Source organism: Streptomyces sp. NPDC048270, assembly GCF_040652335.1.
Classification (GTDB): Bacteria; Actinomycetota; Actinomycetes; order Streptomycetales; family Streptomycetaceae; genus Streptomyces.
In genome coordinates, this window is the sequence record NZ_JBEZLV010000001.1 from 311,415 (window position 1) to 325,902 (window position 14,488).

A 14,488-nucleotide genomic window follows, 5' to 3' on the forward strand; every position below is an offset into this window, starting at 1 on the left:
CTTACGTAAGCTGCCGTGCATGAACGAAGAGCGACGGCTCACCACCCGGCAGGCCGCCGAACTGCTCGGCGTGAAGCCGGCGACCGTGTACGCCTACGTGAGCCGGGGCCAGCTGACCAGCCGCCGCGACCCGGTCGGCCGCGGCAGCACCTTCGACGCGGCCGAGGTGGAGGAGCTCGCCCGGCGCAGCCGCCGCGAGGCGGCGTCCCCGCCCCCGGGCGAGCTCTCCGTCCGCACCTCCCTCACGCTCATCGAGGCCGACCGCTACTACTTCCGGGGCGTGGACGCCGTGGCCCTGGCCTCGCGGTACCGCTACGAGGAAGTGGCCGAATGGCTCTGGACGGGGAGCCTCGTCCACGGGGCGCGGTTCACCGCTCCCCCGGAACCGCTCGCCGCGGCCCGCCGGGCGGTGGCGGCCCTGCCCGGGCACAGCGGGCCGCTCGACCGGCTGCGGGTGGCCGTCGCCGCCGCGGCCGTCGCGGACCCGCTGCGCTTCGACCTGTCCGAGGAGGCCGTGCTCGGCTCCGCGCGCTGCCTGATCCCCACGCTGGTCGGCGCGTTGCCGGTGCTGGGAGCGGAGCAGTGGGCCGGGGACGCCCGCATCGCCCGGCGGCTGTGGTCGCGGCTCACCGCGCAGGAGCCCGAGCCGGACGCCCTGGCCGCCCTCGACCTGGCGCTGGCGCTGCTGGTCGACCACGACCTGGCCGCCTCCACCCTGGCCGTACGGGTGGCCGCGTCGGCGCGGGCCCATCCGTACGCCGCGGTGTCGGCGGGGCTCGGCGCGCTGGAGGGACCGCTGCACGGCGCGGCCGGACGCCTGGCGCACCGGATGCTGGTGGAGGTGCTGGAGCGGGGCGCGGCCGCGCCCGTGGTGGCGGAGTACCTGCGGGCCGGACGCCGGGTACCGGGGCTCGGGCACCGGCTGTACCGGGGCGAGGACCCGCGGGCACGGGCCCTGTTCGACTGGCTGGAGGGACTGCCGCAGGCGGCCCCCGCCCTGGGCGCCGCGCGCGAGGTGGCCGCGGTGATGGGCCGGCAGGGCGGGCTGCACGCGAACGTGGACCTGGCGCTGGCGGTGCTGACGGTGTCGTCCGGAATGGCGGCGGAGGCCGGGGAGACGGTTTTCGCGGTGGCGCGCACGGCGGGCTGGATCGCGCACGCGCTGGAGGAGTACCAGGAGCGGCCGCTGCGGATGCGGCCGAGCGGGCAGTACCAGGGGGCCCGCCCGCCCCGGCCGGTGCCGTGACGGACCGGGCTGCGCCTGGCCGGTGCCGTGACGGACCCGGCTGCGCCTGGCCGGTGCCGTGACGGACCCGGCTGCGCCCTGCGGGTGCCGGCGGTCCGGCCGCGGTGTCAGGTCCGCAGCCAGACCGCCGTGTCCTGCGGGAGCAGCCCCGTGTCGTCCAGGGCGGAGCTGCCCAGCAGGAGCCGGGTGTGGGCCGGGAGCGGTACCGGCTCCTCGGAGAGGTTGACCACGCAGACCAGCCCGTCGGGGCGGGTGAACGCCAGTACCCCGGGCGGGGCGTGCAGCCATTCCAGCGAGCCGCCGCCGAAGCCGGCGGCCGCGCGGCGCAGTCCGAGCGCCGTCCGGTAGAGGCTGAGCATGGAGTCCGGGTCGCCGTCCTGCCGGTCTGCGGCGTACTCCGACCAGTTCGCCGGCTGCGGCAGCCAGGGCTCGGTCCAGGGCTGCGCGGTCCAGGGCAGCGGGACCCGGCAGCCGTCCCGGCCGGGGTCGGTGCCGCCGGAGCGGAAGTGCATCGGGTCCTGGATCCGGCTGAGCGGTATGTCAGCTTCCGGCAGGCCGAGTTCCTCGCCCTGGTAGACGTACACCGCACCGGGCAGAGCCAGGGTCAGCAGGGCGGCGGCGCGGGCCCGCCGGGTGCCGAGCGCCAGGTCGGTCGGGGTCCCGAAGGCCTTGGCGGCGAAGTCGAAGCCGGTCTCGGCGCGCCCGTAGCGGGTGACCGTACGGGTCACATCGTGGTTGCAGAGCACCCAGGTGGCCGGGGCCCCGACCGGCGCGTGCTCGGCGAGCGTCTCCTCGATGGAGGTGCGCAGCCGCCGCGGCTCCCACGGGCAGCTGAGGAAGGAGAAGTTGAAGGCGGTGTGCAGCTCGTCGGGGCGCAGGTAGCGGGCGAAGCGCTCGGAGTCGGGCAGCCAGACCTCGCCGACGAAGACGGCGTCGTACTCGTCGGCGATGGCGCGCCAGGAGCGGTAGACCTCGTGCAGTTCGTCGCGGTCGATGTACGGGTGGGTCTCGCCGGGCCACGGCTCGGGCGGGCGTCCCGCCAGGTCGGGCAGGGCCGGGTCCTTCACGAGCAGGGCCGCCGAGTCGATGCGCACGCCGGACACGCCCCGCTCGAACCAGAAGCGCAGGATCTCCTCGTGCTCGCGGCGGACGGCGGGGTGGTCCCAGTTGAGGTCGGGCTGCTGGGGGGTGAACAGGTGCAGGTACCACTCCCCGTCCGGTACCCGCGTCCAGGTGGCGGCGCCGTTGAACTGCGAAGGCCAGTCCCCGGGCGGCAGTTCGCCGTGCTCTCCGCGGCCCGGGCGGAAGTGGAAGAGCTCCCGCTCGGGGCTGCCGGGGCCGGCCGCGAGGGCGGCCCGGAACCACGCGTGCTGGTCGGACACGTGGTTGGGCACGATGTCCACGATGGTGCGGATGCCCAGCGCGCGGGCCTCGCAGATCAGCTTCTCGGCTTCGGCGAGGGTGCCGAAGGCGGGGTCGATGGTGCGGTAGTCGGCGACGTCGTAGCCGCCGTCGGCGAGCGGCGAGAGGTACCAGGGGGTGAACCAGAGCGCGTCCACGCCGAGTTCGGCGAGGTAGGGCAGGCGGGCCCGGACGCCCGCGAGGTCGCCGGTGCCGTCCCCGTCGCCGTCCGCGAAGCTGCGTACGTACACCTGGTAGATGGCGGCCGTGCGCCACCAGTCGGCGGCGTCTTCGGGCAGGGGAAAGTCAGCCACGAGGGGTCCTTTCACGGGGGCGGCCGGGCGTGGCGGTGCGGATCGCGGGGTCAGCCCTTGAGGGAACCCGCCGTCAGGCCGCTCATGATGTTGCGCTGGAAGATCAGGAAGATGACGAGCGTGGGCGCCGAGGCCATCGCGAGCGCGGCGATGAGATGGTTCTCCGGGACGCCCGAGGCCAGTGAGTAGATGCCGACGTTGAGGGTCTGGAGCGCCGGATCGGGGAGGGTGAGCATCGGCCAGAGGAAGTCCTTCCAGACGCCGACGATCGCGAAGATCGACACGACGCCCAGGACGGGCCGGGACATCGGCAGGACGATCGAGCGCAGGGTGCGGACCGTGCTCGCCCCGTCGATGGCACAGGCGTCGAGGATCTCCCGCGGGATGGAGTCGAAGAACCGCTTCAGCAGGAAGATGTTGAAGGCGTTGGTGACGGACGGCAGCCAGATCACCCAGGGCGTGTTGAGCAGGTTCCGCTCGATGACCGGCATGTCGAGCACGGTGAGGTACTGCGGGACGACCAGGACGGTGGCCGGGATCATCAGGGTCGCCAGCATCATGCCGAGGACGGCCTTGCCGAGGACGGGGCGCAGCTTGGACAGCGAGTAGGCCGCCGCCACGTCGAGGACGAGCTGGAAGGCCAGCGCCCCGAAGGCATAGTAGAGGGTGTTGAACAGCAGCCTGGCGAGGTCCATCACCTTCCAGGCGGCCGTGTAGTTGGCGGTGTGCAGGGAGTCGGGCACCAGGGTCGGCGGGACTTGGGCGAACTCCTCGGTGCTCTTGAGGCCGTTCGCGACCATCCAGTAGAGGGGCCCGAGGAAGACGAGGGTGAAGCCGCCCACGACCAGGGCGAGGGCGGTCCAGTACAGGATCCTGCCCCGGGTGCGGCCCCGTTGCATCGGGGATATCAGCGTGCGCTCTGCCATGGGGACGGGCTCCTTGTCAGCTCTCGTTGTCGCGGCTGAGGCGGACGTACAGCGCGGAGAAGCCCGCGAGCAGGACGAGCAGGCACAGGCCCAGGGCCGCGGCGCCGCCGTACTGGTTGAAGTTGAAGGCGTACTGGTAGATCAGCACGACCACGGTGGTGGTCGAGCCCTCGGGGCCGGCCCCTCCGGTCAGCAGGAACGGTTCGACGAACACCTGCATCGTCGCGATGATCTGCATCAGCAGCATGAGCGAGAGGATCAGCTTGGTCTGCGGGACCGTGACGTGCCAGATCTTGCGCAGGAGCCCGGCCCCGTCGAGTTCGGCGGCCTCGTACAGCTCGCCGGGGATGCCCTGGAGGGCGGCCAGGTAGATCAGGGTCGCACCGCCCATGTTCATCCACGTGGAGGCGAGGACGACGGAGAGCATCGCGGTGTCGGTGGACTGCAGCCAGTCCTGCGCGGGGAGGTGCAGGAACTCCAGCGCCCGGTTGAACAGGCCGTACCCGGGGTCGTAGAAGTACTTGAAGAGCAGGACCGAGGCCACCGGCGGCATCATCACCGGCAGGTAGACGAGCAGGCGCAGATAGCCTCGGGCGTGGCGGAACTCGTTGAGCACCAGGGCGACCACGAACGGGATCGCGAAGCCGAGGACCAGGGCCAGCCCGCTGAAGAGCAGGGTGTTGCGCCAGGCCTGCCAGAAGTTCGGGTCCCCGAAGACGTAGGCGAAGTTGTCCCAGCCGACCCAGCGGGTGGCGCCGTTCTCGGTCTTCTGGAAGGCCAGCAGGAACTCGCGGGCCATCGGGTACCAGGAGAAGAAGGAGAAGCAGAGGACGGCGCCGATCAGGAAGCCGTGGGCCGTGAGGTTCCGCTTGACCGCCCGGCGGAACTCCGCACGGGAGGGCCGGGGCAGGGCTCGGGGCAGGGTGGGGACCGGCATCGCCGCTCGCTCCTCGGGGGTCGTCGTCTTCGCTGGCCGCGGGAGGCGGGGGTCCCGGCGGGAACCCCCGGCCGCCGCTACTGGTTGCCCAGTACCTGGTTGACCGCCTTTTCGGCGTCGCCGAGGAGCTGTGCGGGGTCCGCGTCCTTGTTGGTGAGGACCCCCGACATCACCTTGTCGAGGACCTTGTAGACCTCCTGCGCCTTCACCGGCTCCGGCTTTCCGGGCACCGGGTTGTCCAGGAACGCCTTGAAGTTGGCGACCGGCATGGTGGCGCTCGCCGCCTTCAGCCCGTCGTCCCTGGTCTTGCTGGCGCCGGTGAAGAAGGCCGGCTGCGGGAGGCCGACCGGCAGGCCGTCGGCCTTGCTGCGGTCGTACTGGAACTGGCCCTTGCCGACCGAGAGGGTCTTGAAGTTCAGCCAGGCGACGGCGGCCTTGACCTTGTCGGGCGAGCTGCCCTTCTTGATCACGTAGCCGTTGCCGCCGGCCAGGGTGGCCGCACCGCCGGGGATGGGCCCCATGCCGAAGTTGTCGTACTTGGCGCCGAGCTGCTGGACCATGTAGGTGATGTCGTCGGGCGCGGCGAGGAACATGCCGAGCTTGTCCGAGGCCATCTGCTTCTGCAGGTCACCCCACTTGAGCAGCTGGGTCTTGCCCATGCTGTCGTCCTCCCAGCGCATGGCGCGGAGGTTGTCGACGATCTGGCGGCCGGTGGCGTTGTTGAAGGCCGCCTTGCCGTCGGAGCCGACGACGTCGCCGCCCATGCCGTACATGGTGGCCGTGAAGTGCCAGCCTCCGGTGTTCTCCACGCTGTACTCGCCGAAGCCGGCCACCCCGTTGCCGAGGGCCGCGATCTTCTGCGCGGCCGCCCGGACCTCTTCCCAGCTGCGCGGCGGGGCGTCGGGGTCGAGCCCGGCCTGCTGGAAGAGCTTGCGGTTGACCAGCAGGCCCATCGTGTAGTTGCTGGTCGGCAGGCCGTAGAGCTTGCCGTCCCGCTTGAGGACGTTCAGGACGTTCTTGTCCAGGTCGCCGAGCGCGGGCACCGAGGCGGGGGTGACGTACGCCGAGATGTCCTCGGCCCCGTCGTTGTCCAGCACCTGCTGGAGATCGGTGAAGTAGGCGTAGTAGACGTCCGGCTGGGACTTGGCCTTGAGCATCGCGGTGAAGCGCGGGGGCTCCAGGCACTGGCCGGGGGTGGAGCGGCCTTCGATCGTGACGTTGGGGTACGTCTTGTTGAACTCGGCCACGTCCTCCTTCCACTCCTTGAGCTCGGCCGCCTTCGCCGCGGGCGGCATGCAGTCGATGGAGAGGGTGACCTTGGTCTTCGGGTCGAGCGGGGCGGAGGCGTCGGTGGAACCGCCGCCGGACTGGGGCTTGTCGTCGCCGCTGCTGCTCGTACCGCAGGCCGCGAGGGCGGTGACGGCGAGCGCGGAGGCGAGGGCGGCCGCGACGGTGCGGCGGACGTTGGTTCTCATCGGTGGTCCCCTTCGTGCATCGGGCAGGAGGCGTGGGGCGAGCGCGGCACACTCAACCACCACCCACAGATGAACGCAAGATCTCGCGCAGATTTCGTAATACATCGACAGACCCGGGCGGATCCCCCGGTTCCTGAACGCAAAAAGGGGCTCCGGAACGTCGGTGTGACGTTCCGGAGCCCGGGTGCAACCGCGCGGACGGCCCGCCGGCGTACCCGCCTACTCGCGCGGGGCCTGCGCCGTGGAGCCGCGGACCACCAGCTCCGGCTCGAAGAGCAGCTCGCCGGGCTGCACGGCGGCCCCCTGGATCTGCGCGGTGAGCAGCTCGACGGCGGCCCGGCCCATCGCCTCGATGGGCTGGCGGACGGTGGTCAGCGGGGGCTCGGTGCAGTTCATGAAGGCCGAGTCGTCATAGCCCACCACGGAGACCTGCCGGGGCACCTCCAACCCCCGTCGGCGGGCCGCCCGCACCGCACCCAGGGCCAGCGGGTCGCTCGCGCAGATGATGCCGGTGACCCCGCGGTCCAGCAGCCGGGACGCGGCCGCATGGCCGCCTTCCAGGGAGAACAGCGCCCGCTCCACGTGGGCTTCGGGCAGCTCGGCGCCGGCCGCGGCGGCCACCGCCTGGGCGGCCACCAGCTTGCGCAGCGAGGGCATGTGGTCGGGCGGCCCCAGTACCAGGCCGATCCGCTCGTGCCCCAGCGAGGCCAGGTGGCGCCAGGCCTGTTCGACCGCGACGGCGTCGTCACAGGCCACGCACGGAAAGCCGAGGTCCTCGATGGAGGCGTTGATGAGCACCACCGGAACCTTGCGTTCGGACAGCAGCCGGTAGTGCTCGTGGGGGGCGTCGGCCTGCGCGAAGAGACCGCCGGCGAAGACGACCCCGGACACCTGCTGCTGGAGCAGCAGTTCCACGTAGTCGGCCTCGGAGACGCCGCCGGTGGTCTGGGTGCACAGCACCGGGGTCAGCCCCTGCTGCGCCAGCGCACCGCCGATGACCTCGGCGAAGGCCGGGAAGATGGGGTTCTGCAGCTCGGGCAGGACCAGTCCGACCAGCCGGGCGCGCTCGCCGCGCAGCTGGGTGGGGCGCTCGTACCCGAGGACGTCCAGCGCGGTGAGCACGGACTGGCGGGTCGCCTCCGAGACGCCCGGCTTGCCGTTGAGCACCCGGCTGACCGTTGCCTCGCTGACTCCCACCTTCTTCGCCACTTGAGCAAGTCGTCGCGTCATGAACGCAAGACTAGCGCAAGGAATGCAAGTTCCTTGCAGTTCGATTACGGCCAGTTTGACGCACGCGAGCCCGCTTCGAAAGGGGTCGGGGCAGACGGCGGGGCGGGGCACCGGCAAGGTGCCCCGCCCCCTTTCCGACCAGCGGCTACGGCAGCTGGTTGATCCGGAACGTCGAGGTCGTGTTCCGCACGTCCACGGCGTTGTCGCTCGTCCTCAGGTTGTGGATGGTGACCTCACCGACCGCCGGCCCCTGCCCCGCCTCGGGCATCTCGTTCGCCCAGAGGCCGAAGCCTGATTTCGCGTCGAAGGCGTCCCCGCTCTTCTTCGCCCCGGTGATGGTGATGTCCCTCAGGACCGTGTCCTTGATGGGATTGACCGGCTGACCGCCGACGTACTGCGTCTGGAACATGATTCCGCTGTATGTCGGGTCGACGATGTCGACGTTGTTGATCCGGATCCCCTGGAACACCTTTGACGCCGAGAACAGCCAGATCCCCGGGAAGGTCTGCGCCCCCCAGAAGTGGCCGCCGGACCGGACGATCGAGATGTTCTCGAAGGTCGTCGGATCCGTCCCGAAGCCGTTCATCGGGTACCCGAAGTCCAGCGAGCTGATGGTGATGCCCGAGTAGACGAGGGTGTCGGCGATGTGGATGTTGCGGAAGGTGTTGTTGTAGCCGCCGTAGACGGCGACACCGGCCGCACGCCAGGTCAGGATCGACGTCAGGTTCTCGTAGACGTTGTTCTTCATGTCCGCGCCACCCGCGTCGATGGCGGAGAACAGCGCGAAGCTGTCGTCGCCGGTGGCCCGCGCCTCGTTGTTGGTCACGAGGTTGTCCGTGGAGCCGTTGGTCATGTTGATGCCGTCGGCGAACATGTTGCGGATCCGGGAGTTCTTGATGGTGATCCGGTCGGTGTTCGCGCCCCAGTACAGGCACACCATGTGCTCGTTCCAGATGTTGTCGATCGTGATGTCGGAGACGTTGGCGAAGTCGAAGACCTTGCCCGGGCCGTCGATGCGCGAGGTGTAGTTGCCGAAGTAGGCGAAGCCGGAGAAGGACGAGCCCTTCGCCGTGCCCTCCGCCCGCCAGCCGATGTCGGTGTTGTCCTGCGAGGAGGGGGCGTGGAAGCGGGTGAACCACGGCCCGGCTCCCGCCACCTGCACGGCCTTGCCGTACACCTGGAACTTGCTCGCCGTCTGGTAGTCGCCCGGCGGCAGGTAGACGCCGACGAGCTTGCCGGTGGTGTCCATCCGGACCTTGTCCAGGGCGTTCTGCACGTCCTGGTGGGTGAATCCGGCGGGCACCGCGTAGGCCGCCGGATCGGGGTTCGGGATCGCCGTGGCCTGCTCCAGGCTGACGAAGTCGATGGCGTAGGTCGAGGTGTTGGACGCGTCCTTCTGCAGGCGGATCCTGCTGCCCTGCGGGACGGTCTCGCCCAGCAGGATGTTGGCCTCGTCGTAGATGTGCCGCGGGGCGCCCGAGCCGGGCGAGTTGCCCGGGGAGGCCTCGGCGCCGTACAGCCAGGCGTACTTGGAGGTCAGCGGCAGGGTCTTCTTCAGGGTGCCGTTGACGTAGACGTTGATGGTGGAGTCGATGCCCCCGCCGCCCGGGGCGTCCGGGATGGAGAAGCGGGTGACCAGGGTGTTGGTCGCGGCCCGGGTGGTGAACTCGACGTACTCGCCGGTGGCGTCGAGGCTGACGGCCTTGCGGCCCGAGGCCTCGCCCGCGATGTCACCGATGGTGCGGTTGGGCCCGACCACGGTGGCGCCGCCGCCGACGGCGCCGTCCTCCGCCTCGTACATGTCGAAGGGCATGTTCGCCCCGCGGCCCACGAAGAACGGCTTGGTGGAGGTGTTGTTGCCGCGCTTGACCGGCAGTTCGTTGGCGTCGTCGGCGAGGACCACCTTGACGGTGTACTTGCCGTTGGCGGCCGGCCAGCTGCCGAGCGCCACCGGGGCCGAGGAGGCGCCGGCCGCGAGGGCGCCGCCGAAGGATCCGGTCAGCGTGCGGACGGTGGCACCGGCCGCGTCCTGCAGCGTGAGGGTGATCCCGTGCGCGCCGGATGCGGCCGCCACCGTGCCCTGGTTCTTCACGGTGACGCTGAAGTTCACCGGCTGCCCCGCGGAGGGGGCGCCGGGCGACCAGCTCACGGCGGAGGCGACCAGGTCCGAGCTGTCGACCGGGCGGACCACCAGCGGCCCGCCGGTGAAGGTGTTGTTGCTGTCGTTCTGTTCGACGACGGTGTTCGCCTCGTCCACCACCGCGCTCAGCGGGTACGTCCCCGCGTCGCGCGGGCCGATCCCGGCGGTGACGGTGGCCGTGGCCCCCGCGGCGAGCGCGGGCACGTTCGCCGTGCCCGCCTTCGTGCCGCCCAGCTGGAAGGAGACGGAGGTGGCCGGGGCCGGGGCCGGTCCGCTGTTCCTGACGGTGGCGGAGAGGGTCACGGGGTCCGACTCGACCGGGGCGGCCGGGGCCGCGCTCAGTGCGCTGACCTCCAGGTCGGGGTTGGGCGCCGGGACTCCGATGACCTGGAACTCGGCGATCTGCCCGTTGGAGGCGCCGGTGTTGGCCGTGAAGCGCAGCTGCACGTCCGCGACGCGGGCGGTCAGCGGGATGGTGACGGTGTTGCCGGACGCCGGGTCGAAGGCGTAGTCCTTGGCCGCGACCAGGGAGGCGGCGCCGGAAGCGCTCTGCTCCCGCCCGAGGACCTGGATGTTCTGGGTGCGGGCTCCCCATGAGCTGTCCGGGTTGAGCTTGAGGACGAGGCGGGCGAGGTCGGCGTTGGCTCCGAGCTTCACCGTGAGGGTGCTCGGGTAGGCGCCCGCCGCGCCCTCCCAGTAGGTGCTGGTGCTGTTGTCGTTGGCGTTCTCCGCGACGAAGGTGTGGATCACGGAGGAGCCGGTGATCGGCTTGCCGACGGCGAGGTTCGAGCCGCCGCCTCCGGTGCCGTTGCGGGTCACCGTGTTGCTGTCGCCCGAGCGGTTGCCCGCGGCGTCCTTGGCGCGCACGAAGTAGCTGACGGTGGCGCTCGCCGGCTGCGTGTCGGTGTAGGTGGTGGCGCTGCCCGCCACGGTGGTGCGCAGCTGGTTGTCGGCGTACACCTCGTAGCCGGTGACGCCGACGTTGTCCGTCGCCGCCTGCCAGGTGAGCTTGACCTGGTCGGCGGCGGGCTGGGTGAGGGCGAGGGACCCCGGGGCGGTCGGCGCCTGGGTGTCGCCGGTGTCCCCGGCGCGGGTGACCGCGTTGCTGTTCGGGGACTGGTTGCCGGCCGCGTCCTTGGCACGCACGTAGTAGCTGACGGTGGCGCCGGTCGGCTGCGTGTCGGTGTAGGTGGTGGCGTTGCCGGCCACCGTGGTGCGCAGTTGGTTGTTGGCGTAGACGTCGTAGCCGGTGACGCCGACGTTGTCCGTCGCCGCCTGCCAGGTGAGCTTGATCTGGCCGGTGGCGGGCTCGGTGTAGGCGAGCGAGGCCGGGGCCGTCGGCGCCTGGGTGTCGCCCGTCTGCGGTCCGTAGATCTCCAGCTCGGAGAGCTGGCCGCCCGGCTGCACGGAGTTGAGCGAGATCAGCACGCGGACGTAGCGGGTGGTGGCGGGGTCGAAGGCGATGGTCACGGCGTTGCCGCCGGCCGCGTTGAAGTCGTACCCCCGGGAGGCGGTGAGGTCGGTGAAGTCCGAGCCGTTCGCGCTGCCCTGGAGCTTCAGGGTCTGGGTACGGGCGCCCCACCCCTCGGGCAGCCGCAGGACCACGCGGTCCACGCGGACGGACGCGCCGAGGTTCGCCTGGATCCACTGGGGCAGGGCGTTGTTGGCGCTCTCCCAGTAGCTGGCGGTGTTCCCGTCGTTGGCGTTGGCCGGGAGGTAGACCTGGGTGCTGCTGCTCGCGGTCAGGACCTTGCCGAGCGCCAGGTTGGCGGAGGACTCGCCGGGGGCGCGGACCTCCAGTTCGGAGAGCTGCGCGGCCTGCCAGCCGGTGTTCGCGGTGATGGCGATCCGCACGTACCGGGTCTGGGTGGCGGGGAAGGCGACGGTCACCGCGTTCCCGTTGCCCGGGCCGAAGGTGTAGCTCGCGGAGCCGACCAGGGTGCTGAAGGAGGTGCCGTCGGCGCTGCCCTGGACGGACAGGGTCTGGCTGCGGCTCTCCCAGGCGGCGGGCAGCTTGAGGACGACCTGGTCGACCCGGGTGGTGGCACCGAGATCGGTCTGCACCCATTGCGGGAAGGTGCCGGCGGCGCTCTCCCAGTACGTCGACTGGTCGCCGTCGGTGACGCGCGCGGCCGCGTAGGCGCCGTTGGTGCTGCTCGCGGCCGCGGGGCGGCCCGCGGCGATGCTCGGACCGCCGGCGGCCGCGGCGGTCAGGGCGGGCCAGGCCGTCATCAGCAGGACTGCGGTGATGAGGGCGGCGAGTGACCGCCATCTCCAGTTGAGCCTTCTCATATGTCCTCGTCCCTCGGCATGAGTTTTCTGAACCAGGTGAGATAGGAATTTGCAGTGTGCGGTGCGAGAGTTGCAGAGCATTGCTCAGTCGTCTACTGCTCCGACCGCATTTTCATGCCGTTACTGCTTGCGCAAGCTGGGCGCAAATCACGCAAGCGATTTGCGTGCACCATGGAAATTCCGCTTGTGCCCGAGCCGACCTACCGTTGCTACTCATGCGGTTCCTCCTCATGAGCGCTCGGCGCCTCGGGCTGCCCAGACGGGCCGTCTCCCAGATCCTGCTGACCCAGCTGGCCATCGCCGCCGGGGTCGTCGTGCTGGCCACCGGGCTGTTCCTGGCGCCGCTGAGCGCGCAGCTCGACGACCAGGCCATGCGCCGCGCCCTGGCCATCGCCCAGAGCGCGGCGGCCGACCCCTCGCTCTCCGCCGACCTGCTGGACTCGGGGGCGGCCGCGGACAGCCCCGTGCAGTCCTCGGCCGAGCGGATCCGCCGGGCCACCGGCGCCGAGTACGTGGTCGTCCTCGATCTGGACGGCATCCGCCGCTCCCACCCCAGCCCCGACCTGATCGGGCTGCACGTCTCCACCGACCCCAGCGACGCACTGGCGGGCCGCGAGGTCATGGAGATCGACGAGGGGACCCTGGGCCGCTCGGCCCGCGGCAAGGTGCCGCTCCTGGCCGCCGACGGCGAGATCATCGGCGCCGTCTCGGTCGGCATCGCCTACGACAGCGTCCGGGACCGGCTGCTCGGCGCGATCCCCGGCCTGCTGGCCTACGCCGGCGGGGCCCTCGCCGCGGGCGCACTCGCCGCCTACCTGCTGTCGCGCAGGATCCACCGGCAGACCCGCGACCTCGCCTTCTCCGACATCGCCGGCCTGCTCGCCGAGCGCGAGGCGATGCTGCACTCCATCCGCGAAGGCGTGATCGCCCTCGACCGGCAGGACCGGATCCGGCTGGTCAACGACGAGGCCGCCCGCCTGCTCGGCCTGACGCCGGACGGCGCCGCCAACCTCGCCGGGCGCCCGCTGGAGGACGTCCTGGGCGCGGGGCGCACCTCCGACGTCCTGTCGGGCCGGGTCACCGGGCACGACCTGGTCACGGTCCAGGGTCCGCGCGTCCTGGTCGCCAACCGGATGCCCACCGAGGACGGCGGCGCCGTCGCCACCCTGCGCGACCGCACCGAGCTAGAGCACCTGGGCCGCGAGCTCGACTCCACCCGGGGCCTGATCGACGCCCTGCGCGCGCAGGACCACGAGCACGCGAACCGCCTCCACACCCTCCTCGGCCTGCTGGAGCTGGGCCTGCACGAGGAGGCGGCGGAGTTCGTCACCGAGGTCGTCGGGGTGCACCGCACCACCGCCGAACAGGTCACCGAGAAGGTCCGCGACCCACTGCTGGCGGCCCTCCTGGTGGGCAAGGCGACCGTCGCGGCGGAGCGCGGCGTCCCCCTGCGGCTTGCCGCGGCCACCTTCCTCCCCGACCGCCTGGTCGACCCGGGCGGCCTCGTCACCATCCTCGGCAACCTGGTGGACAACGCCCTGGACGCCGCCGCCGGCTCGACGGCGCCCCTGGTCGAGGTGGAGCTGAGCGCGGAAGGCCGCACCGCCGTGCTCCGGGTGCGCGACAGCGGCCCCGGGGTTCCTGCCGCACGCCGCGAGGAGATCTTCACGGAGGGCTGGTCGACCAAGCAGCCCAAGGCCCACCGCGAGCGCGGGCTGGGCCTCGCCCTCGTACGGCGTCTCGCGGAACGCCAGGGCGGCAGCGCCCGGGCCGGCGAGGCAGCGGACGGAGGGGCGGAGTTCTCCGTCGTACTCCCGGAGGCCCTGCGGTGAGCGAGTCCCCGATCCACGTATTGGTCGTCGACGACGACATGCGTGTTGCCCGGATCAACGCGGCGTACGTGGCGAAGGTTCCCGGCTTCGAGGTCGCGTACCAGGCCCATTCGGCGGCCGAGGCCCTGGACTTCCTCACCTCACACCCCGTGGACCTGATCCTCCTCGACCACTACCTCCCGGACGAGAGCGGACTGGACCTGGTGCGCCGCCTGCGCCAGCGCGGCCTGCGCACCGACGTGATCATGGTGACGGCCGCCCGCGACCTGGCCACCGTCCAGGCCGCCATGCGCCTCGGCGCCCTCCAATACCTGGTCAAGCCCTTCACCTTTGCGGGACTGCGCACGAAGCTGGAGGCGTACGGGACACTGCGCCGCACCCTGGAGACCGGCGGCGAGGCCGAACAGGCCGAGGTGGACCGGATCTTCGGCGCCCTCGCCACCGCCGGTTCCCCCAACGACCTCCCCAAGGGCCACTCCCCCACCACCGCGGAAGTGGTCCGCCAGGTCCTGCTCACGGCCGAAGGCCCGCTCTCCACCCAGCAGATCGCCGACCGCGCGGGCATCAGCCGCCAGACCGCCCAGCGCTACCTGAAGCTGCTGGACCGCACCGGCCGCGTCACCCTCGCCCTGCGCTACGGCGAGACCGGCCGCCCCGAACATCGCTACACCTGGCGCCCGTCCGACACCTCCTGA

The 14,488-nt window shown here is 71.4% G+C and carries 9 protein-coding genes; 3 read left to right on the forward strand and 6 right to left on the reverse strand.

The window, feature by feature from the left end; all coding sequences use genetic code 11:
* Positions 1-19: 19 nt before the first annotated feature.
* Positions 20-1,246, forward strand: a complete 1,227-nt coding sequence (locus tag AB0D66_RS01100; protein ID WP_362294694.1) for a citrate synthase — start codon at positions 20-22, stop codon at positions 1,244-1,246.
* 107 nt (positions 1,247-1,353) lie between these two features.
* Here AB0D66_RS01100 and AB0D66_RS01105 read toward each other — a convergent pair whose 3' ends face one another.
* The 6 genes from AB0D66_RS01105 to AB0D66_RS01130 all read right to left on the reverse strand — a co-directional run bounded on the left by AB0D66_RS01105 (position 1,354) and on the right by AB0D66_RS01130 (position 11,961).
* Complete coding sequence (locus tag AB0D66_RS01105) at positions 1,354-2,961, reverse strand: glycoside hydrolase family 13 protein (RefSeq protein ID WP_362294697.1); 1,608 nt, start codon at positions 2,959-2,961, stop codon at positions 1,354-1,356.
* 50 nt (positions 2,962-3,011) lie between these two features.
* Positions 3,012-3,887, reverse strand: coding sequence for a carbohydrate ABC transporter permease (locus AB0D66_RS01110; protein ID WP_362294699.1), 876 nt, complete (start codon positions 3,885-3,887; stop codon positions 3,012-3,014).
* Between the two features lie 16 nt (positions 3,888-3,903).
* The gene (locus AB0D66_RS01115; protein WP_362294702.1) at positions 3,904-4,824 is read right to left on the reverse strand and encodes a sugar ABC transporter permease; all 921 of its coding nucleotides are present in this window, start codon (positions 4,822-4,824) and stop codon (positions 3,904-3,906) included.
* Positions 4,825-4,901: 77 nt separating this feature from the next.
* On the reverse strand, positions 4,902-6,299 hold the full coding sequence (locus tag AB0D66_RS01120) for an extracellular solute-binding protein (RefSeq protein WP_362294704.1): 1,398 nt from the start codon (positions 6,297-6,299) through the stop codon (positions 4,902-4,904).
* A 219-nt stretch (positions 6,300-6,518) separates the two neighbouring features.
* Entirely contained in the window at positions 6,519-7,529 is a 1,011-nt protein-coding gene (locus AB0D66_RS01125) for a LacI family DNA-binding transcriptional regulator (protein WP_362294707.1), read from the reverse strand.
* 145 nt (positions 7,530-7,674) lie between these two features.
* Positions 7,675-11,961 carry a discoidin domain-containing protein gene (locus tag AB0D66_RS01130; RefSeq protein ID WP_362294710.1) on the reverse strand — a complete coding sequence of 1,429 codons (4,287 nt, stop codon included), beginning with the start codon at positions 11,959-11,961 and terminating at the stop codon, positions 7,675-7,677.
* Positions 11,962-12,191: 230 nt separating this feature from the next.
* Between AB0D66_RS01130 and AB0D66_RS01135 the strand changes: the two genes are divergently transcribed.
* On the forward strand, positions 12,192-13,793 hold the full coding sequence (locus AB0D66_RS01135; protein ID WP_362294713.1) for a sensor histidine kinase: 1,602 nt from the start codon (positions 12,192-12,194) through the stop codon (positions 13,791-13,793).
* The gene (locus AB0D66_RS01140; RefSeq protein WP_362294714.1) at positions 13,790-14,488 is read left to right on the forward strand and encodes a response regulator; all 699 of its coding nucleotides are present in this window, start codon (positions 13,790-13,792) and stop codon (positions 14,486-14,488) included. The genes AB0D66_RS01135 and AB0D66_RS01140 overlap by 4 nt, the downstream gene beginning before the upstream one ends.